The sequence below is a fragment of the Reyranella sp. genome (assembly GCF_965249915.1).
Lineage (GTDB): Bacteria > Pseudomonadota > Alphaproteobacteria > Reyranellales > Reyranellaceae > Reyranella.
In genome coordinates, this window is record NZ_OZ252257.1 from 3,191,927 (window position 1) to 3,211,785 (window position 19,859).

16 protein-coding genes are annotated in these 19,859 nt (G+C 66.5%); 5 read left to right on the top strand and 11 right to left on the bottom strand.

Annotated elements, in window-relative coordinates; all coding sequences use genetic code 11:
* Positions 1-105: 105 nt before the first annotated feature.
* Positions 106-879 carry a potassium channel family protein gene (locus tag ACP15H_RS15895; RefSeq protein ID WP_425067157.1) on the bottom strand — a complete coding sequence of 258 codons (774 nt, stop codon included), beginning with the start codon at positions 877-879 and terminating at the stop codon, positions 106-108.
* A gap of 191 nt (positions 880-1,070) precedes the next feature.
* Here ACP15H_RS15895 and ACP15H_RS15900 point away from each other — a divergent pair, with 191 nt between their 5' ends.
* Positions 1,071-2,225 (top strand): autotransporter outer membrane beta-barrel domain-containing protein, encoded by a 1,155-nt coding sequence (locus tag ACP15H_RS15900; RefSeq protein WP_425067158.1) that lies wholly within the window; start codon positions 1,071-1,073, stop codon positions 2,223-2,225.
* A gap of 47 nt (positions 2,226-2,272) precedes the next feature.
* Positions 2,273-3,781 carry a phospholipase D-like domain-containing protein gene (locus tag ACP15H_RS15905; RefSeq protein WP_425067159.1) on the top strand — a complete coding sequence of 503 codons (1,509 nt, stop codon included), beginning with the start codon at positions 2,273-2,275 and terminating at the stop codon, positions 3,779-3,781.
* A 58-nt stretch (positions 3,782-3,839) separates the two neighbouring features.
* On the opposite strand, the gene ACP15H_RS15910 is transcribed toward ACP15H_RS15905, so the two are convergent.
* From ACP15H_RS15910 to ACP15H_RS15955, 10 genes are all read right to left on the bottom strand, one after another.
* Positions 3,840-4,193 (bottom strand): hypothetical protein, encoded by a 354-nt coding sequence (locus ACP15H_RS15910; protein ID WP_425067160.1) that lies wholly within the window; start codon positions 4,191-4,193, stop codon positions 3,840-3,842.
* A 61-nt stretch (positions 4,194-4,254) separates the two neighbouring features.
* Positions 4,255-4,428 (bottom strand): hypothetical protein, encoded by a 174-nt coding sequence (locus ACP15H_RS15915; protein WP_425067161.1) that lies wholly within the window; start codon positions 4,426-4,428, stop codon positions 4,255-4,257.
* The gene (locus ACP15H_RS15920) at positions 4,425-5,591 is read right to left on the bottom strand and encodes a PepSY-associated TM helix domain-containing protein (protein WP_425067162.1); all 1,167 of its coding nucleotides are present in this window, start codon (positions 5,589-5,591) and stop codon (positions 4,425-4,427) included. Before ACP15H_RS15920 ends, ACP15H_RS15915 begins: the two co-directional genes overlap by 4 nt.
* A gap of 7 nt (positions 5,592-5,598) precedes the next feature.
* Complete coding sequence (locus ACP15H_RS15925; protein WP_425067163.1) at positions 5,599-8,019, bottom strand: TonB-dependent siderophore receptor; 2,421 nt, start codon at positions 8,017-8,019, stop codon at positions 5,599-5,601.
* Positions 8,020-8,135: 116 nt separating this feature from the next.
* Positions 8,136-9,125 (bottom strand): FecR family protein, encoded by a 990-nt coding sequence (locus ACP15H_RS15930; RefSeq protein ID WP_425067164.1) that lies wholly within the window; start codon positions 9,123-9,125, stop codon positions 8,136-8,138.
* Positions 9,126-9,229: 104 nt separating this feature from the next.
* A complete protein-coding gene (locus tag ACP15H_RS15935; protein ID WP_425067165.1) occupies positions 9,230-9,736 on the bottom strand; it encodes an RNA polymerase sigma factor in 507 nt (168 codons plus the stop codon).
* 59 nt (positions 9,737-9,795) lie between these two features.
* Complete coding sequence (locus ACP15H_RS15940; protein WP_425067166.1) at positions 9,796-12,954, bottom strand: efflux RND transporter permease subunit; 3,159 nt, start codon at positions 12,952-12,954, stop codon at positions 9,796-9,798.
* A 4-nt stretch (positions 12,955-12,958) separates the two neighbouring features.
* Complete coding sequence (locus ACP15H_RS15945; protein ID WP_425067167.1) at positions 12,959-14,116, bottom strand: efflux RND transporter periplasmic adaptor subunit; 1,158 nt, start codon at positions 14,114-14,116, stop codon at positions 12,959-12,961.
* 214 nt (positions 14,117-14,330) lie between these two features.
* Positions 14,331-14,807, bottom strand: coding sequence for a hypothetical protein (locus tag ACP15H_RS15950; RefSeq protein ID WP_425067168.1), 477 nt, complete (start codon positions 14,805-14,807; stop codon positions 14,331-14,333).
* Entirely contained in the window at positions 14,804-16,834 is a 2,031-nt protein-coding gene (locus tag ACP15H_RS15955) for an ATP-binding protein (RefSeq protein ID WP_425067169.1), read from the bottom strand. The genes ACP15H_RS15950 and ACP15H_RS15955 overlap by 4 nt, the downstream gene beginning before the upstream one ends.
* A gap of 523 nt (positions 16,835-17,357) precedes the next feature.
* On the opposite strand from ACP15H_RS15955, the gene ACP15H_RS15960 reads away from it, so the two are divergent.
* The 3 genes from ACP15H_RS15960 to ACP15H_RS15970 all read left to right on the top strand — a co-directional run bounded on the left by ACP15H_RS15960 (position 17,358) and on the right by ACP15H_RS15970 (position 19,149).
* Positions 17,358-17,798: a response regulator gene (locus tag ACP15H_RS15960; RefSeq protein WP_425067170.1), complete on the top strand. Its 441-nt coding sequence runs from the start codon at positions 17,358-17,360 to the stop codon at positions 17,796-17,798.
* 12 nt (positions 17,799-17,810) lie between these two features.
* Positions 17,811-18,674, top strand: coding sequence for a response regulator (locus ACP15H_RS15965; protein ID WP_425067171.1), 864 nt, complete (start codon positions 17,811-17,813; stop codon positions 18,672-18,674).
* Between the two features lie 70 nt (positions 18,675-18,744).
* Positions 18,745-19,149, top strand: a complete 405-nt coding sequence (locus ACP15H_RS15970) for a response regulator (protein ID WP_425067172.1) — start codon at positions 18,745-18,747, stop codon at positions 19,147-19,149.
* Positions 19,150-19,859 lie beyond the last annotated feature (710 nt).

The window sequence follows — 19,859 nt, forward strand, 5'->3', positions numbered from 1 at the left end:
GAGAGACCTCCTCTCCACCAAAAGCTGTCAGACTGAGGAGAGAAGGTCCCTCCACTCCGCTTCGCTCCGTCGGGGCGACGGGTGATTGGGGGGGAAGGCGGCCCCCTAGATTCCCTCGTTCGGGATCTGCAGGACGATGCCGCAATGCTTGCAATGCACGGCGTCGAGGTCGTGCACCAGCAGCGCGCAGGACGGGCACTCGAAGCGCACCTTGTTGGGGCGGAAGATGGCCTGCAGCAGGCGCAGGAAGAGGCCGACGCCCACCACCATGATGATCACGGCGAGCATCCGACCGCCGGGCCCGGTCAGTGTGATGTCGCCGAAGCCCGTCGTCGTGAGCGTCGTGATGGTGAAGTAGAGCGCGTCGATGTAGGTGGCGATGTGAGGGTTGATGCTGTGCTGGGTGACGTAGACCACCGAGGTCACGATGAAGATGAAGACGCCGAGATTGACCGTGCGCTGGATGATGTCCTCGTTACGCCGGAACCACGCCGAGTCCTGCCGCAGGTCGCGCAGCAGGTGGTAGGAGCGCAGCAGCCGGAGCGCCCGGGCGATGCGCAGGAAGGCGAGGTTCTCCAGGAAGACCGGCAGCAGCAGCGACAGGATCACGATCAGGTCCGCCGCCGAGGAGAGGCTGAACAGGTGGCGCAGCGGCCGGCGCTGCACCCAGAGGCGCGCCCCGAACTCGACCGACAGCAGGATCCCGATGACGAGATCGAGGGCGATCATCCACGGCTGATGTCCCCCGAACGGCGAGAGGAGGAACACGGCGATGGTGGCGAGGTCGAAGCCGACGAGCCCGTAGCGGAACCGGCGGGCCTGCCGGTCGTCGCCGAAATAGAGCCCCTGGAACTTTTCGCGCAATCCCGTCGTTGCCATGCCTCCAGATAGCACGGCCCCGGCTCTCCAGCACCGAGACAGCGATGGACGGACGATCGGTTCCGACACGGACCAGACGGGGGCATATTTGCTTGGCGCCAATCCCCGCTCGTGCGAGATGACCAGCGTTGGAATGGCGATGCCCACGGCGGGCATCGGCCGGTGTTAGAGTCGTCGAGAGGGCGTGGATCGTGCGAAGCATTGGCCTGCTGGCGTTGGCCGGCACAATCATGATGGGCACGCATTCCGCCAGAGCCGACGACATCCGAAGGCCGGGGACCATCTCCCGGATCGATTCGACGCTGCAGAACGCGCTCACCTCGCAGGGCCTGCCGCCCGGGGACGCGACGATCGTCGCCGACGTCGTGGTGGCGACCGCGATGATCGTGGGTGCCATGGGCACGGGCGCCAATACCGCCGCGGCCAGAGCGGCGGCGGGTGCGGCGGCCGGTGCGGCCGCCGGCGCCGCGGTCTCGCCGACGCCGGCCTTCAGCTGCCCGGTATTTGCCGGCGGATCGCTTCTGCTAACCGAGGATGGCTGCCTGTGGGGCACCATGTCCGGTCAATGGACCAGCCAGGGAAGCGGCGACGCCGCCGGCACGTCCCAGGCAGCCGTGTTTCGCCTCGGCGGCCAGAAGCAGGTGGCAGACAACTGGTTCCTGGGCGGATTCCTGGGCATCGGCTTCGCGTCGGGCCAGGCGGGCGGCGGATATGTGTCGAGCACCGGCCAGACCTACGATGGCGCGGTTGCGCTCAAGTGGGTGCGCGGTCCGTGGCTGCTGGCGGGGGGCCTGGCCTTCGGCGCGAGCGTCAACGCACTGCAACGCGAGGCGGGCCAGATCACCGGTGCGAGCACCTCCTATGGCGGCAGCGCTCGGCTGCGCGGCGCCTACGAGTTTCCCTTCGACGGCTGGTACCTGCGGCCGCGCCTCGACCTCGAGCTGCGCTACTTCAACCGGCCGGCGTTCCAGGAGTCCGGCGGGTCGGGGCTGGCGATGGGATTCGGCGGCGAGAGCACGGTTCGCCCGGCCATCGTGCCGGCGCTGGAAGTTGGCGGCCGCATCGACATGGCCCAGGACACGATCCTGCGGCCCTACCTCGTGGCCGGGGCGACGGTGCTGCCCGACAGCAGCTCGGGTTTCCAGACCTGGTTCGTCTCCGGCCCGCTGGCCGGCTTGGGCGCGTTCCAGGCGACGGTGGCCGCCCCCAACCTCCTCGCCACCCTGGAGGCCGGGCTGCAGGTCTATCGCGCCCATGGCTTCGAGGCCAAAGCGGCCTACGGGCTTTCGGCCGGGACGGCATACGTCAATCAGAGCGCGACGCTGCGCCTCGCCTGGCACTTCTGAGGCAGATGCGCCCCACCCTTCTCCTTGGCATGCGCTAGACTGGACAGATGAAGGCAAGCGACAGCACCGACACGACGGCCCCGTACTGGCGCCGGGAGACCGCGACTCGAGCCGGGCTGATCGTCGATGCGAAGGCCTATTTCGAAGTTGGCCGCAAGGCGATGCTGAAGGCGCGCAAGCGCATCATGCTGATCGGCTGGGACTTCGACGCCCGAATCGAGCTCTCCGACGAGCGCCTGCCGGGCGAGCCCCGTACCCTGGGCGAGTTCGTGCTGTGGCTGGTGAAGCACAATCCAGAGCTCGAAGTGTTCCTGCTGCGCTGGAACATCGGCGCGGTGAAGACCCTGTTCCGCGGCACCACCATCTTCACCCTGATGCGGTGGATGGCGCACCCGCGCATCCACACCCGTCTCGACAGTGCCGTGACCCTGGGCGCCTCGCACCATCACAAGATCGTCGTGATCGACGACTGCCTGGCCTTCTGCGGCGGCATCGACATGACCAGCAACCGCTGGGACACGCCCGAGCATCGCGACGACGACCCGCACCGCGTCGGCCCGGACGGCAGCCCCTATGCGCCGTGGCACGATGTGACCACCATCCTCGAAGGCCCGGTGGCGGCGGCGCTGGGCGAGCTCTCGCGGCAGAGATGGCAGGCGGCCGGCGGCGCGGCGCTGGCCCCGGTCGAAGGCGCCTGCGATTGCTGGCCCGATGGGCTCGACGCCCAGTTCCGCGACATCGCGGTGGCGATCTGCCGGTCGCGACCGGAGGGGGACGGCAAGAGCGGCGCGCCGGTGCGCGAGATCGAGGCGACCTATCTCGCGCTGATCGCCCGCGCCCGGAAATACATCTACGCCGAGAGTCAGTATTTCGCGTCGCGTCGCATCGCCGAGGCGATCGCCCACCGGCTGGAGGAGCCCGACGGGCCCGAGATCGTGCTGGTCAATCCGTTCAAGTCGCAGGGCTGGCTGGAGCCGGTCGCCATGGATACGGCGCGCGCCCGGCTCTACGGGGCGCTGGAACATCTCGATTGCCATCGACGGTTCCGGATCTATCACCCCTTCACGCAAGCCGGCGAGCCGATCTACGTGCACGCCAAGATGACGATCGTCGACGACGAAGTGCTGCATGTCGGCTCGTCGAACCTGAACAACCGCTCGATGCGCCTCGACACCGAATGCGACGTCACCATCGATGCCGCCCTTCCCGGGAACGAGGCTGCCGCAGGCGAGATCCGCTCCCTGCGCGACAGCCTGCTCGCGGAGCATCTGGGCGTCTCCGCCGACACGGTCGCCGCCGCGATCGAGACCAAGGGCTCGCTGATCGAAGTCATCGAGACCTTGCGCGGCGAGGGCCGGTCGTTGCGCCCCTACGAGATCCTGGACCTGCACGAGGTCGAGACCTGGCTGGCCGACAACCAGGTGCTCGATCCCGAGGGACCCGGCGAGATCTTCGAGGCGACGGCGAAAGGCGGCCTGCTTCGCGGGCTACGCCACCACCTCCACACGCACGCCGATCGCCTGCGGCACCGGCTGCACCACCCGTCACGCCCCTGACGGACGACGAAAGGTCCCTTCGCCGGCTCACCCCGGTCGCGACGACGGGAATGAGCCCTCAGAGCTGGTAGTACAGGCCGCCGCACAGGCCGATGACGACGAGGCTCAAGCCAAACAGCTTGAAGAAGCGTGCCGACTGGGTGGCAAGCGACTGCTCATGCTGCGCGGAGAGGCGCTGCTCCGGGGACAGATCGCGCTTGGCCTGCACTTGCGCCGCGAGGAATCCCGGGTTGAGGCTGTTGCCCACCGGCGCATCCCCCTCCAGTTCGAACTGTGTGGCTGTCCAGCAAAGGGCGAGGCCGATGACGGCGATCCCGAAGAAGGTCGTATAGGCGACGAAGAGAAAGGCCGCTGCCGACGCCAGCAGCCAGGCCGAAAGCCCGATCGTGATGAGGATGGTTCTCGCGGACACGTGGCATCTCCCGGTGAAGCGCCAAGCACGGAAGCGTAGCGGCGGTGTTCCAACCCTGCAATCAGCGACTGCGCGGTGTGAGTGATCGCAAGACGGCAAGCACGATGACCAGCAGCGGCATCGAGAGCGCCCCCCACGAAACGAGCCAGCAGGGTCCACCCTCGCCCAGCAGCGCGGACAGCAGGCCGACGACGGTCAGCACCGCCAGCACGAGCGGCCAACGCCAGCACTTCACCGCGCGGACTCCGGCGGCACCGCTTCTTCCCTGAGGCGCAGCTCGATCGGCGAGCGGCGACGGGAGAGCCATAGATAGAGGCCGCTGCCCAGGACCGTGATCGTCACGAAGTCGAGCAGCGCCCAGATGATCTTGAGCGGCAGGCCGCCATAGTCGCCGAAATGCAGCGGACGCGAGACCTGCAAGGCGCGCAGGTACCACGGCATCTCCACGACGGTCGTGAGCTTGCCGCTCACCACCTCGACCAGCACCGGCGTGAAGAGGCGTGCCGTGAGCGCGGCATTGCCCTTCGTCCAGATCAGGTAGTGATGCGGGCTGCCGACCCGGCCGTTGGGAAACACGACACTCGTTGGATGCCGGTCCGGCAGGGTTCTGGCCGCCAGGTCGAACGCCGCCTGCACCGAGGAGAAGGACGCGACCTCGGGCACCGACTGTCCGCGATAGGGCTTCAGCATTTCCTGTACGTCCGTGCGCTGCCAGACGGCGAAGAGCGGCTGCGACAGCTCGTTCATCACGCCGGTCGCGCCGACCACCAGCGCCCAGGCGATCGTCACCACGCCCAGCATGTTGTGCAGGTCGAGCCACCACAGGCGACGCGACGCGCTGCGCAATCCGCCGAAGGCCTGCCGCCGCGCAAAGGGCGCATAGAGCACGCCGCCCGACACGACGGCCACGACGAACACCAGCCCCATGAAGCCCAGGAACAATTCACCCGCCAGCCCGGCGAACAGGTCGCGATGCAGGCGCAGCATCAGGTCCAGGAAGGTGAGCGGCCGAACGTCGGCGGGCTCGATTTCGTTCAGCAGCTCCCCGGTGCGCGAGTCGAACCGCAAGCGGCGTGCGGTCTTCGGATCGGCGGTGGGCGACGGCAGCATGCCCACCAGCACCTTGGGCTCGTCGTCGTCGACGAAGACGAACCAGACATGGTGATCGGGCCGTCTCTCCCTCGCCGCCGCGACGATGAGGTCGAGGTTCGCGTTCGGCATACCCGCCGGCAGGTCGGCAAAAGGCGGCTCGTCGCTCAGCAGATCGCGCAGCTCGTCGCCGAAGATCAGCGGCAGTCCGGTGACGCAGAACAGCAGCAGGAACACGGTACAGGCGAGGCTGGTCCACTTGTGGACCACCGCCCAGCGCCGCAGTCTCGTGATGTCGTCCCGTGCCATGCGTCCGTCAGAAGTCGGTCGTCAGCGACAACAGGAAGGTTCGCGGCGCGCCCATCGACAGACCGAAGGTGCTGGTCGCCGAGGCCCAGTAGTTGGCGTCGAACAGGTTCTCGACGTTGAGGCGCAGCGCGACCGGCTTGCCGCCGGGCCGCTCGAAGGCGTAGCGCACGCCGGCATCGAAGCGCGTCCAGCCGGGAATGCTCTGGTAGTTGGTCGCGTCGAGATACTGCGCGCTGGTGTAGACGACTCGCCCCGAGAAGGTCAGACCCTTCAGGAAGCTGGCATCCCATTCCGCGCCGAGATTGAGCTGGACGTTGGGAACACCCGGTGCGGTCTTGCCCTGCGTGAGGGGCGTCGCGGTGCTGAGCAGCTTGCCGTTGAGCAGCGTGATGCCGCCCAGCGGCCGGAAGCCTTCCCACGGCTCGCCGAAGACCATCAGCTCGATCCCCTGGTTACGCTGTATGCCGTCGACCGAGAAGGTGGCCGTCGAAGGGTTGGTGAAGCCCGAGGGCTGGTCGATCTGGAACAGGCTGAGCGTCGTCGCGAACTTGCCGAGATCGACCTTGGCGCCAACCTCGTACTGCCTGGTCTTCATGGGGGCGAACATCTGGCCGGCATTGACGGTGCCGGCCGGCGCCGTCGGTCCCTGCTGCAGTCCCTCGATCCAGTTGCCGTAGATCGACACGTTGTCCCAGGGCTTCACGATGAATCCGAGCGCCGGCGAGAAGGCGCTCTGGTCGTAGGACGCCGTGACCGCACCGGTCACGTTGCTGAAGTTGGTGACCTGCACACGCTGCAGGCGTCCGCCGAAGATGAACTGGATGCGCTCGTCGAACACCGACGCCACGTCGGCCACGGCGAGGCTCGTGAGCTGCGTGCCGGCGATCTTCGGCGCATTGAGAGTCGGAACGAAGGGCTTTGCGACGAAGGTGGGATTGTAGAGATTCGACGGGATTGAGATGAGCACCGGCGAGAGCGATCCGTTCTCCAGGTAGACCCGCGTGCCGGTGACCGACAGAGCGTGGCTGACCGGACCAGTCGTGGCGCGACCGCGCACGCCCGCCGTCTGCGTGTCGGCGTTCGACCAGCCGGGGAAGTTGAAGGGCGCGTCGGTCAGGTTGCCGTTGGCATTGGTGATCGTGGCGAAACCCGACAGGCTGGAATATTTCTGCCGGCGGCCACCGATCGCGGCGAAAGCCGTCCAGTCAGGCGTAATGTCGAACTCACCCTGGACGGCGCCGAACAGATCGTCCGTCTGCATGTAGGTCCAGGGCTGAAACCAGTTGGCGCGGCCACCCGGCGCCTCCGGAACGGCGACGCCTGCGGCGACATAGGTGGGGCGCAGCGGCGAATTCACGGTCTGTGTCTGATAGCCGAGATCGAACGAAAGCCGGACACGGTCGCCCTTGAAATCCATGCCGAAAACGGCGGCGCCCAGCTCCTGGGTCTGGCGGTCGACCGCCGTCTGGCCGTTGCGATAGGTGCCGTTGAAGCGCACGCCGAATTCCTTGTCGTCGCCGAAACGACGGCCGAAATCGACGGCACCCCCGAACTGCGCCCCGGTGGCATAGGTGGCGGTGACCCGGTTGAGCGGCTCGTTGCCGGCGCGCTTCGGCACCAGATTGACGCTGCCGCTGACGCTGCCGAACGGAGGCATGCCGTTCAGCATGGCATTCGGCCCCTTCAGGATCTCGACCCTTTCGAGATAGTCGGGCAGCACCTGCACGGGCGGCGCGACGCCATAGAGACCGTTGAAGGCCCAGTCGTTGTTGTTGAAGCTGAAGCCGCGAATCATCAACGGCGTCGTGTAGCTCGAGGCCGACCAGGAATTGCGCACCGACGGATCGTTGGCGACGACATCGGCCAGGGTGCGCGCATTCTGGTTGCGCATGAGTTCGGACGTGTAGCTCGTCTGGTTGAACGGCGTGTTCATGAAGCTGCGTTCGCCGAGGATGCCGACCTGCCCCCCGCTCGCCACCTGCCCGCCCGCATAGGCCGGCGGCAGGTTGTCGATCATCGCCTGGGGTGGCACCAGGTTGGCCTGCACCTGAACGGGATCGAGCTGCATCGCCCCACCGGTCGCGCCGGGCGGATCGAGCGACACTGAGTTTGCACCGGTGAACCGGAAGGTGACGCCCGTGCCCGCCAGAAGCTGGGTCAGGGCCTGCTGCGGCGTAAAGGTGCCGACGAGCGTGTTGCTCCGCAGGCCGCGCACGCGTTGCACGTCGAAGAAGATCTGCAGGCCCGCGCGGCTGGCGAGGGTGAGCAGCGCGGTGTTCAGGTCCTGAGCGGGAATATCGTAGGCCACGACGGCCTGTGCAAGTTCGGGCGCATCCCCTTGCGCCTGGACGGCGGGCGCCGCGATGCAAAGCGTCGCGACGCATGTCGTCGCGATAAGAGTCTTCAGCACCTTTGCCCGCGTCGCCATGACCGCACTCCCCCTTATGCTTTGCAGTGCCTGGCGTTCGGCTCGGCTCTCCTTGATTGAGACGAAGTGAAAACGGGAGTCGGTAAGAGTTGGCGGATTATTTTCCGCCGCGCGCGTCAGTAGAGCACGGTCACCAGCGGCGCCGATGCCGTGCGCACGCCGAGTTCGCGGGCGATGGTGGCGAGGACGGTATCGGGCTCGGCGGGGTCGAACACGCCAGACACGCGCCGGTTCGCGAGGCTCGCGTTGCCGATCACGATGCGGCCACGGCGGTAGCGGTTGAGCTCGGTGACGACATGGCCAAGCGTCACGCGATCGAACACGAGGCGGTCGCGCCGCCAAGCCAGCGCCTGTTCGACATCGACCGGGCGCAGCGGCCCAAGGCCCGCCTCGGCATAGCGCACCGACTGGCCGGGCGAGAGCACGATCTCCGCCGGACGGCCTCCGGCATTGGCGACCGAGACCGCGACCTCGTGCTCGACGACGACGACCTCGACGGAGTCCGGCAAGCGATTCACCGAGAACTGCGTACCGAGTGCCTGCGCGCTCCCCGCCGCGGCCTGCACCACGAAGGGCCGTCGCTCCTCACCGGCGCGCGGTGCGGCCGTGAAATAGGCAAGCCCGCTCAGCAATTCGACCCGCCGCTCGACCGCATCGAAGTGCAGGGCGATCGCGCTGGCCGGCCCCAGCTCGACCGTGCTGCCGTCGGAGAGATGCACGGTGCGCCGCTCGCCGGGCGCCGTGCGATGGTCGGCCGCGACCAGCACCATCGGGTCGCCTGTCCACAGGATCGCGCCGGCGACCAGTACCATGAGACTCGCGGCCAAGGCTGCGACCGTGCGCCAGCGCCCGACCGCGCGGCGCGGCGGCGACAGGCCCGCAACCTGCACATCGTGCAACAGCGCGCCCGGCGTTTTCGCCACTTCGCCCATCAGACCCCAGGCTTCCCGCGCCTCACGGAAAGCGATCGAGTGGCGTGGGTTCTCGGCCAACCACCGCTCGAGCGCGCGATGCTCGACAGGCGCCAGCGGGCCACCGCCCAGCTTCGCCAGCCACCGCGCCGCCTGCTCGTCGATTTCGTCCTGTTGCTCGCTGGGCTCAGTCACGCCGGGCTTGACCTTCTCATCGACATAGGGGGATCGCCACGCCAGTAAGACGAGTCCAGCCGTCAATCCGGTAACCCATCGCGAAGATTATTTGAGCGAAGCGGCTAGCGTCCGCGCAGCCGCTGCATGACGTGCTTCACGGCCTTCGCGAGATGCTTCTGCACCGAACTGTCCGAGATCTGGAGGCGCCGCGCCACCTCGCCATAGGTCAGGCCCTCGATACGCGTCATGGCAAAGACCTGGCGGGTGCGTTCGGGCAGTTCCAGCAGCGCATCCCGCGCCGCCGCGACATCGCTCAGGCCGCCGGCCACCCGCTCGGGCGACGGCCGTTCGTCGGCCACTCCCGCCATATCGTCGACCGGGACCGGATCGGTGCGCTCCCGGCGCTGGCGGCGGACATGGTCGACGGCGAGATTGTGCGCGGTCCGATACAGGTAGGATCGCGGATGGACGACAGACGCGGTACCTGGGCTGCGCTGCTCGGCGAAACGCAGGAACGCCTCCTGCGTCAGCTCCGCGGCTGTCTCGCGGTCGCGCACCTTGCCCGTAAGATAGGCCTGCAATTCCCGCCGATGGGCCAGGAACAGGGCCCGGATGTCCTTGTCAGCCACCCTGCTCCTCTAAGGCCAATGCGAATCATTTTCAATCCGCTGCCAGCAGGACAGAGGTGTCAGCTCTGGTGCTTCTCCGGGCGCTTTGGGCCGCGAAACGGTTTCCGCAGCAACTCGGGTGCGGCGCGGCGCATCTTCTCGAAGGCGACGTAGAGGCCGGGGATCACGAAGATGCCGAGACAGGAGGCGGCCAGCATGCCGCCGAACACGGCGGTGCCGACCGCGCGCTGGGTCGCGGCACCCGCGCCGGAGGCGATCACCAGCGGCACCAGGCCCAGGATGAAGGCGAAGGAGGTCATCATCACGGCGCGGAAGCGCTGGCCGGCGGCCGAGGTGGCGGCCGTCACCGGGTCGCTGCCGCCCGCGCGCTCGTGCATGGCGACCTCGATCACCAGGATGGCATTCTTGGCCGCCAGCGCGATCAGCACGACGATGCCGATCTGGGCGTAGATGTTGTTGGCGAGGCCGGTCAGCCACAGCGCGGCCAGCGCGCCGAACAGGCCGACGATGACCGACAGCAGCGCCGCCACCGGCAGCGCCAGGCTCTCGTAGAGGCCGACCAGGAACAGGTAGGCGAAGAGCACGGCGAGGGCGAGCACGAAGCCGGTCTGGCTGCCCGCCTCCTTCTCCTGCTGCGCGGTGCCGGCCCACTGGAAGCCGTAGCCCGGCGGCAGGCTGGCGCGCGCCACCCGCTCCATCGCCGCGATCGCCTCGCCCGAGGAATAGCCTGCGGCCGGTGCGCCGTTCAGCGTGACCGAGCGCAGGTTGTTGTAGCGGTTGATGGTGGCGGGCGCGGTCGTGAGTTCGAGCGTCGCCATCGCCTGCAGCGGCACCAGCGTGCCGCTCGCCGAGCGCACGCGCACGCGGTTCACGTCCTCGACGGTGCGGCGGTCGATGGCGTCGGCCTGCACGCGCACCGTCCAGGTGCGGCCGAACATGTTGAAGTTGTTGACGTTGCGGCTGCCCATCGCGGTCTGCAGGGCGGCGAAGATGTCGGGGATGGCGACGCCCAGTGTCTCGGCGCGGTCGCGGTCGAGCTCGAGCCGGATCTGCGGCGTCGAGGCGCTGTAGGTGGTGAAGACGCCGGCCAGCTCGGGCGCGCTCTGCGCCGCGTTGATGACGCCGCGCGCCACCGCCACGAGTTCCTCCGGCGGGGCGCCCGTCAGGCTCTGCACCTCGAACTCGAAGCCTGCCGAGTTGCCGAGGCCGGCGATCGGCGGCGGGTTGAAGGCGTAGATGTTGGCCACGGCCACCCGCTGGAACGCCTTGTTGAGCCGCTCCAGCACCGCAAAGGCCGACATGTCGTGACCGGGCCGCTCGGCATAGGGCTTCAGCGACACGATCATCATGGCGCGGTTGGGCAGGTTCAGCCCGTCGATCAGGCTGTTGCCGCTGACGGTGAAGAAGTTCTGGAGCCACGGCTGGCCCGTCAACATGGCCTCGACCTCGGTCACCGCCTCCAGGGTGCGGCTGGTCGAGGCGGCGTCGGGCAACTGGATCTCGGCCATGAAGGAGGACTGGTCCTCCTCGGGCAGAAAGCCGGTGGGCACGATCCGCAGCAGCCCGCCGGTGGCCAGCGCGAACAGGGCGACCAGGCCGACCGCCAGCACGCCGCGCCGGATCAGCGGTCCCGCCAGCTTCAGGTAGCCGTTGCGGGTGGCGTCGAGGCCGCGCTGGATGCGCGCCATCAGGCCACGCGGCGCGCCGCGACGGGTGAGCAGCAGGGCGCAGAGCGCGGGCGACAGCGACAGCGCATTGATCGCCGAGATCACCATGGCGACCGAGATGGTGAGCGCGAACTGCTGGTAGAGCTTGCCTGCGATGCCCGGCATGAAGGCCGTCGGGATGAAGACCGAGAGCAGCACCAGGGTGATGGCGATGATCGGCCCCGTGACCTCGGACATCGCCTTTTCGGTAGCCTCGGCCGGCGTGAGATGGGGCTCCTTCTCGAGCGTATGCTCGACCGCCTCGACCACGACGATGGCGTCGTCGACCACGATGCCGATGGCCAGCACCAGCGCCAGCAGCGACACGGTGTTGAGCGAGAAGCCCATCATCTGCATCACCGCGAAGGTGCCGATCAGCGCAACCGGCACGGCGATGATGGGGATCAGCGTCGCGCGGACGCTGCCGAGGAACAGGAAGACGACGATGGCCACCAGCACGAAGGCCTCGATCAGCGTCTTCACCACGCTCTTGATCGTGGCCTCGACGAACACCGTCGTGTCGTACATGACCTCGAAGGCGACATCTTCGGGCAGCCGGTCCTGCAGGTCCTTCAGCACCTGGCGCACGCCTTCGGCGGTCTCCAGCGCGTTGGCGCCGGCGAGCTGGTAGATGTTGATGCCGGCCGCCGGCTTGCCGTTGTAGCGCGTGGTGACGTCGGCATTGGCCGAGCCCAGCTCGACGCGGCCGATGTCGCGGATGCGCAGCAGCGCGCCGTCGGGGTTGGCGCGCACCGTGATGTTGCCGAACTCCTCGGGCGAGCTGAGCCGGCCCTTGGCCGTGATGTTGAGCTGGAAGTCGACACCGTCGAGCAGCGGCGCGGCGCCGACCCGGCCGACGGCGGCCTGCATGTTCTTGGCCTCGATCGCCTTCACCACGTCCTGCGAGGTGACGCCGAGGCTCGACATCCGGTCGAGGTCGAGCCATACGCGCATCGCATAGTCCAGTCCGCCGAACAGGCCGGCCGAGCCGACGCCCGGCACCCTCTGCATGGCGTCGAGCACGTTGATGGTGGCGAAGTTCGACAGGAACAGCGCATCGCGCGTGCCCTTGGGCGAATAGACGGCGACCACCTGCAGCAGCGCCGAGGACTGCTTCTTCACCAGCACGCCGTTGCGCTGCACCTCGTCGGGCAGTTGCGGCATGGCGCGCAGGATGCGGTTGTTGACGTTGACCGTGTGATCCTGCGGGTTCGAGCCCACCTTGAAATAGATGCTGAGGGCGTAGCTGCCGTCGCTGCCCGAGGTCGACTTCATCGAGATCATGTTCTCGACGCCGTTGACGTTGCGCTCGATGATCTGCGCCACGCTCTCCTCGACCACCTGGGCGGAGGCGCCGGGGAAGCTGGTCGTGACGGTCACTTCCGGCGGCACGATGTTGGGGAACTGCGCGATCGGCAGGCTGCCCAGCGCCAGCAGGCCCGCGATCACCATGATCGCAGAGACGACGAAGGCGAGGCGCGGACGGCGGATGAAGACGGCGGCGATGCCCATGGGATCAGCGCTTCGGCTGGCCGGCGGGGGCCGGCGCGGCCTGCGCCTCGACCACCATGCCGGCGCGCACCCGCTGCTGGCCCTGCACGATGACCCGGTCGCCCTCCTTGAGGCCGCTGGTCACCGCGATCATGCCGTCGCGCACGAAGTCGACGGTGATGCGGCGCTGCTCGACGACACCCTTGCCGTCGACGACGTAGACGTAGCGGCCGGTCTGGTCGATCGCCATGGCCGCCTGCGGCACCACCATCACCTTCGCGGGTTCGTTGCCCTCGACGATGACCCGCACCGTCTGGCCGTCGGTCAGCAGCTCGTCGGCATTCTCGAACACCGCGCGCGCCATCTGGCCGTCGGTGGTGGGGTCGACCGCGACGTCGATGAAGTCGACTTTGCCCTTCTCCGGATACAGCTTGCCGTCGGCCAGGCGCAGCCGGACGGCGAGCGCCTCGCCGGTGCGCAGGTCGCGGCGCACGTTCAGCAGGTCCGCCTGCGGGACCGAGAACAGGGCGCGGATCTGACGCTCGTTCACGATGGTGGCGAGCACGCCCGATTCCGGCCCGACGAGGTTGCCGGGCGAGACGGAGGAGCGGCCGATCAGGCCGGCGATCGGCGCGGTGATCTGGGTGTAGGAAAGCTGCAGCTCGGCATCGTCGAGCTGCGCCTGGGCGTCGTCGAGGGCGGCCTTGGCCTGCAGCCGCTCGGCCAGCCGCTGGTCGTAGGAAACCTGCGAGACGTTGTTGGTGCGCAGCAGCTCGGCCGCGCGCTTGAGCTGCGCGTCGGCGTTGATCAGCGTGGCCTGCGCGCCGTCGCGCAACGCCCGCTTCTGGTTCACGGAGATACGATACGGCGTGGGATCGATGGTGAACAGGAGCTGGCCTTCCGCCACCTTGGTACCGTCGGCGAACTCCCGCTTGCCGAGCACGCCCTTGACCCGCGCCCGCAACTCGACCTTGTCGAACACCGCGAGGCGGCCGACATACTCCGACTGCGGCGCCAGGGTCCGCACCTCGACCGGCCGCACCAGCACGAACGGCGGCGCGTTCTCGGCGGATTTGGTCTGGGCGCCGGCCGGCAGGACGAAGGCGAACGCGAGAAGGAGACCGGGCGCCAGCCGCCGCAGGCCGAGGGAGAGGTGTCGAACACCGTGCGGCCCGTATCTCATCTCTCTACTCCAGATCTCTGTCGAAGCCGGCGATCAACGGGCTTCTGAGTATCGTAAAAGCATACTGCCCGACTGGGACAAGTTGCATGACTCCTTCAATAACCTTTTGCAACAAAGCAGATCAAGGGATCATGCAGCTGCTGGCCCATCGGACCAGCCTGGCGGCAGCAGTTTCCGGAGGTCGCCGCCGACGGGCGCGATCGACTGGTCGATGTCAGGGCAGTGCCGCTGCCAGCCCCCTGCACGATGCCTCGAGGAGATTGAGGGCCATCTCGTAGTCGCCCCTTGTTCCCCCATAAGGATCTACGATGTTGTCGACGCCCAGCCCCGCGTAGCGAGCCAGCAAACGGGGATGGTCACCCCACCCATGCGGCGCGATGTTTCTGAGCGAGTTGAGAATGAGCACGTCTGTCGCAAGCGTCGCCGTCGCGTAGAAGTCCCTGGATTTGATCTGCCGGACCCTGAAGTCGCGAATGTCGTAACCACGAGCGGATGCAACCTCGACGGCCAGCGGGTCCGGCGGCCTGCCGACATGCACGTCGCTGATCGCGATCGCGGCCACGTGAATGGCGTCGCCGCGACCGCTCTCTCTCAGGAGGTGAGAAAGAACTCCGGCAGCCATCGGGGCTCGGCAGACACCGCCGTGGGAAACGACGAGAATCCTTCGCTGGACGTAGTCGACGACGGTCATCCGGCTTGAGTGTCCGCGCCGGTCACAGCCGGGAAAACGATTCGGAAGCTGCAGCCCTGCGCGCTGTCCAGGAGTTCCAGCCGGCCGCCACTGTCCCGCACGATGCCGTAGGACACGGAGAGCCCCAGCCCGGTTCCCTTCTCCGCCGATTTGGTCGTGAAGAATGGCTCGAACACCCTGTCTCGCAGCGCCGGCGGAATGCCGGGCCCGTTGTCGGACACGATGATGATCACCTCTTCATTGGTGCTCTGCAGGTCGATGCGGATCTCACGTACCGCCATCGCAACGCCCGCCGTTGCATCTCGCGCATTGAGCAACAGGTTGACCAGGACCTGTTCGAGCAGCACCGGGTGGCATTTGACGAGCTGGCGTGCGTCCCCCAACCGCAGCACGACATCGACCTGGGAGTCGCGCAACTGATGGCCGATCAGTTGCAGCGCAGACCGGCAGGTGGCCGCGGCGTCGATCAGGGGCGGCTGGCCCTGCGGAACGCGGCCGAAGATTCGCATGTGGTCGATGATGGTCGCCGCACGATCCACCTGCTCGACGACACGCTGCAGGCGCGCCTTGACGAACATGACGGAGTCCGGCGACGCCAGCAGGTGGGGACTCGCACCCGCATCGCCGTCGTCGAACTCGAAGAGGGCCGATTGAGCCGCTATCTTGATGACGTTGAGCGGCTGGTTCAGCTCATGCGCCATACCCGTTGCCATTTCTCCGAGAGTGATCAACTTGGACGACTGGATGATGTGCGCCTCGGACTTCATCCTCTGCGTGTCGTCGTATCCCAGGAGGGCGATCTCGTGATCGCCGTGTCCCCGATCCACCCGGGCGCCGGAAAATCTGAGATAGGCCGGCGAGCACTCCTTGCTGGGGACGCGTAAAGTGAAATCGGCGCGGGCCTTGTCGCCCTCCAGGAAAGTCGTCAACGCGCCGCTGCCGTCGACCTCCGGCTCGTACAGCAGGGCGCCGTCACGAATGACGGGAGCCAGGGCCGCCGAAAAGGCGCTGTTGCAATAGAGGACGCGGCGGTCCCGGGTCACCAGTGCCGCGAGAGCGAGGGGGGACCCGAAGATCGCGGAAAGGACCCGCTGCTCTCCCTCTTGCCGCAGGACTCGATCCCGCGCCTGCAGGAGATGGTAGTTCCGCCATCCGACGGCCAGGGACAGCAGGGACAACACGGCTCCTGCGGAGACCATCGCCCAGACGGTCTGCCACCATTCGAGCAGGTAGGGGGCCGGGTTGGCAACCGCGACGACATAGGCGGGAAACGTCGCCAAGCGCGATGAGGAAAGCAGACTGTTGGACGGCAGGCCCAGACTGACGGCAGCGTCGGGCAACGAGCCGAAACCGCCGCCGGTGTCCTCCTTCGGAAAGACGCGCGACCCCAGGGGTGCGTCATCGGATGTGGCCGCGAGCACCACACCGTCGTCGCGCACGAGGAAGGCCGCATCGCCATCGTGCAAGTCACCATCCTGATGCCGCCGAAGCATGCGCCGGAACTGAGAGGCGAAGTAAGGAACGCCGGCACCGGTGATCACGACCCCGAGCTTGCTGCCGGTAATCCCGCGGACGTCCCTCGACAGGTAGAATGTCCATTCTCCACTCCCCCTGTTTTGAACGGCCTTACCGAGGGATACCGGAGGTTCGCCGTCGCTCATCTGCTCGATGAAGTAGTCGCGATCCGCCAGATTGATGGGGGGAGGCGGATAACCCCGCGAATAGTTCAGCACCGTGCCGTTGGTGGCAATGAATGTGGCGACGTCGATCGTCGGCAGCTTCGCGGTGCGCCCGACGAGCCGGTCGTAGAAGCTCCGGCTCGACGCCACTCGCCGGTATTGCTCCTCGGTCTCCACCTCTTCTTCGGCGATCCAGTCGAGCATGGAATCGATCACCAGCTGGTTGACCGTCAGGCTTTGATCCGCGAGTTCCGCCATGACGAGAGAAAGGTGCCGGGTGGAACGTTCTGCGTTCCCGATGCTGGACATGTACTGCTGCCACAGGAAGGCGCCGACGAGCGACCACATGGCGAGCACTGCGACTGCAAATCTCGCGGCCACCTGGAGTGCGGAGCGAGAGTCGGACCTCATGACCATATCGCTATGTGCCTTCGATGGGCGACGACTTGGCCGGCAGGGGCGAAAATGAGGGGCTCCAGGAAGGTCGAGAAATTATCGAGAGAGTCACCAGCGTGCCGTCAGAACCAGTCCGGATCATCGGCCACCCCACTATAAAGACATAGTGACGCAGTTTGCGTCAGGGTCTTTGAGTGCGGGACCCATCGCCAGATCTACGCAGAGCACTTACCTCGCCCCAGTACTCCCCTGTTGGAAAAACCCAAGCGCCCCCTCTTCCGGCGGCTGCCTTCCGAACAGAAAGTGTCCCCTTCTTTTTCACAGCTTCGAGGGCGGCGCCAAAGAAAATAGTCCCACTATGGTTCTTCAAGTTCGGTTAAAGGATGGGCGTCGAGTGCGAGCTAGAATTGCCTTGAACTATCGTCCTGCCGCCGCGTAGTGGAAAGTGGGTTGGGGGAAGTCTTGGGGAGATTTCATGGCTGGTTGCGAGGGAGTCTCACCTCGCTCGGGCGTCAAGATATTGCTGGTTGAAGACGATGAAGCCACACTTGAACTGCTTTCCTTATTCTTGGGGCGGCTTTATTCCCTCACGGCTTGCTCGAGCGGTGAAAGGGCGATTCACGCCTTGTGCACGGACGACGATATCACCGTGATCGTGACGGACCTGCGTATGCCCGGCGTGAATGGTTACGATATTCTTCGCTGTGCGGCCGAGCATTCGCGGCGCACGGGCAGAACCATTCCCGCAGTCGTTCTCACGGGCCACGGCACGCCGGAAGACGAGCAGCAGGCCAGGTCTTTCGGCGTGGCGCACTTTCAGCGCAAACCCATCGATCTGATACAGCTGCGACAAGCGATCGAAGCGTGCCGCAACGCGGCGGGCACCCACGCCTCGGCCCAGGCCTGCGCGGTTTGAGCCGGCGAACGAATGACGATCCCGGCCGCCGCACCCATCGAGAAACTCGATGTCCTCGTCGTCGATGACGACGAGGCGGGCCTCTGCGACCTGGTCGCAAGCTTGAAGAGGGCTGGTCTGATGTGTGTCGGCGCCAGTACCGGCTGGGAGGCTCTCGAAGTCCTGCTGAAGGGCCCGCCCCCCTCCGTCATGGTCACCGACATCAGAATGCCCGAACTGGATGGGCTGGAACTTGCAGAGCGGCTCGGACGGATGGGCCTGTCGAAGATCCCCGAACTCGTCTTCATCAGCGGAAGTGCCGAACTCGGTCACGCGATCGATGCGATCCGGCTGCGCGCCCGCGATCTGCTGACGAAGCCCATCGACCTTCGACGATTGATTCAGACCATCAGGGACGTGCAGGTGGAGCGACAGGTGCAGGCCCCGTCGAAAGCCGCGCCCTATCGGCACGATATGGCGGCCTCCGGAAAACCCGATACCCGCACGCAACCGAAATCCGTCGATGTCGATGCCATGTCGATCGTCGTATTGAACAATCTCAGGAAGCTTCGGCGCGTTCGCAGCGAGCATCTGCCGCCTGGGCTGGCCGTCGAGGCAAGCTGGGAGATTCTCCTGGACCTTTACGTCAGCGAACTGCGCAGCGAGTTCACTTCGCTGACCTCGCTGGGGGGCTCGGCGGGCGTGCCTCTGACGTCGGGCTTGCGGCGTATCCATGAACTGGAAAGCAAGGGCATGATCCTGCGGACCCCGGACGAGAAGGACCGGCGCCGGGCTGCCGCGCATCTCACGAAGAAGGGCCGCGAGACGGTCCAGTCGTTCATACGCTCTTATGTAACCTTCTACAGCGGAGCTGACCCTCAGCGTGCCGACGAGTGAGCGGGCCCCCGGCATGCGCTCCATGACGAGCAACGGCGCTCCCGGACATCCAAAGCGCAGCGACGTTCTCTTGATCGAAGACGACGTGCTTCAGGCCCATGAGATCGAAGCACATCTGGCGCGTCAACGCTTTACCGTGAGGAAGCTGGTGGGCGGTTCGGACGCCCTGCACAGGGTCGCGAACATCGACCCCAGGGTCGTCATCGTCGACTATCACCTGCGGGACATCGACGGGATGACCGTTGCCGGCCGGGTTCATCGTCTCGCCCCGCAGGCTGCCGTCATACTGATGTCGGGCCGGATCGATTTCGTGCCTTGCGAGGCTCTCGACCGCTCCGGTGTGGTGGCCTTCCTGAGGAAGCCCATCAACCTGGGGCAGCTGCGCCGGCTCGTCTCCAGACTGGTCAAGAACCCAAGCCTTACACGGAAAGAACTCGGCGCCCCTCTCGGGTGGCTGTTCTCGCCCCGACGATAGGCGCCGCGTCCCAGGTGCTTGCCTGGTCGCCCCCGATCCAGCCCCGGTTTCGATCAAGGGAAATGCGATGGCCGGATGTTTGGGGAGCCGGCCATCGCAACTCGATGAGCCTCAAGTGGTGTGGGCCACGGAGGCTCTGGTGGTGTCAGGGCTGGTGGGAAGCATGCCGCTGACGGTCCTGCTGTAGAGGCCGGCCCCTCGAAACTCGACATGAATCGCAACCATTCCGGTTGCTTCCGGCATCGCCGGTCTCCGGGAAGAGCGTGGAGAGCGCCGCGCGCTCAAGCGTCGAGAGCCGTTTTTGGTCATCGAGGTTCACGCCAAACCTGAATGGCGTTGAACCGTTATCGCCAAATCCGTGCTTTCTCATCACTCAACAGAAACAGGGACGGCTATGAAGCTCCAGCCTCATGCTCATGGGCGACATCCCGCGACGAGCGGAGCCCATGGTCGGCATTCGGGGTCACGGTCGCCGCAATTACCTGAAAGCATCCCGATCATGCATGGCGCATTGGCAAACCCTCTCTCTGTATTCTGGAACGACGGTCTCACGGTCGACAGCGAACCGTCGCAGCCGACCCGGGATGTCGTGGACTGGCTGGAGTGGAGAGCGCTGGAGTATGCTGGCCTTCCGAAGAGCTTCTTCGCCCATGTGTCGAGGCAGCAGTATGTGGAAGACAGGCGGCGAGTGGATCCTGGCTGGCGAAATG

Excerpts from the sequence above, each read along its gene's own strand:
- ACP15H_RS15895 (WP_425067157.1), bottom strand. The coding sequence starts at position 879 with ATGGCAACGACGGGATTGCGCGAAAAGTTCCAGGGGCTCTATTTCGGC.
- ACP15H_RS15905 (WP_425067159.1), top strand. The coding sequence starts at position 2,273 with ATGAAGGCAAGCGACAGCACCGACACGACGGCCCCGTACTGGCGCCGG.
- ACP15H_RS15920 (WP_425067162.1), bottom strand. The coding sequence starts at position 5,591 with ATGGCACGGGACGACATCACGAGACTGCGGCGCTGGGCGGTGGTCCAC.
- ACP15H_RS15925 (WP_425067163.1), bottom strand. The coding sequence starts at position 8,019 with ATGGCGACGCGGGCAAAGGTGCTGAAGACTCTTATCGCGACGACATGC.
- ACP15H_RS15940 (WP_425067166.1), bottom strand. The coding sequence starts at position 12,954 with ATGGGCATCGCCGCCGTCTTCATCCGCCGTCCGCGCCTCGCCTTCGTC.
- ACP15H_RS15945 (WP_425067167.1), bottom strand. The coding sequence starts at position 14,116 with ATGAGATACGGGCCGCACGGTGTTCGACACCTCTCCCTCGGCCTGCGG.
- ACP15H_RS15950 (WP_425067168.1), bottom strand. The coding sequence starts at position 14,807 with ATGACCGTCGTCGACTACGTCCAGCGAAGGATTCTCGTCGTTTCCCAC.
- ACP15H_RS15955 (WP_425067169.1), bottom strand. The coding sequence starts at position 16,834 with ATGTGGTCGCTCGTCGGCGCCTTCCTGTGGCAGCAGTACATGTCCAGC.
- ACP15H_RS15960 (WP_425067170.1), top strand. The coding sequence starts at position 17,358 with ATGGCTGGTTGCGAGGGAGTCTCACCTCGCTCGGGCGTCAAGATATTG.
- ACP15H_RS15965 (WP_425067171.1), top strand. The coding sequence starts at position 17,811 with ATGACGATCCCGGCCGCCGCACCCATCGAGAAACTCGATGTCCTCGTC.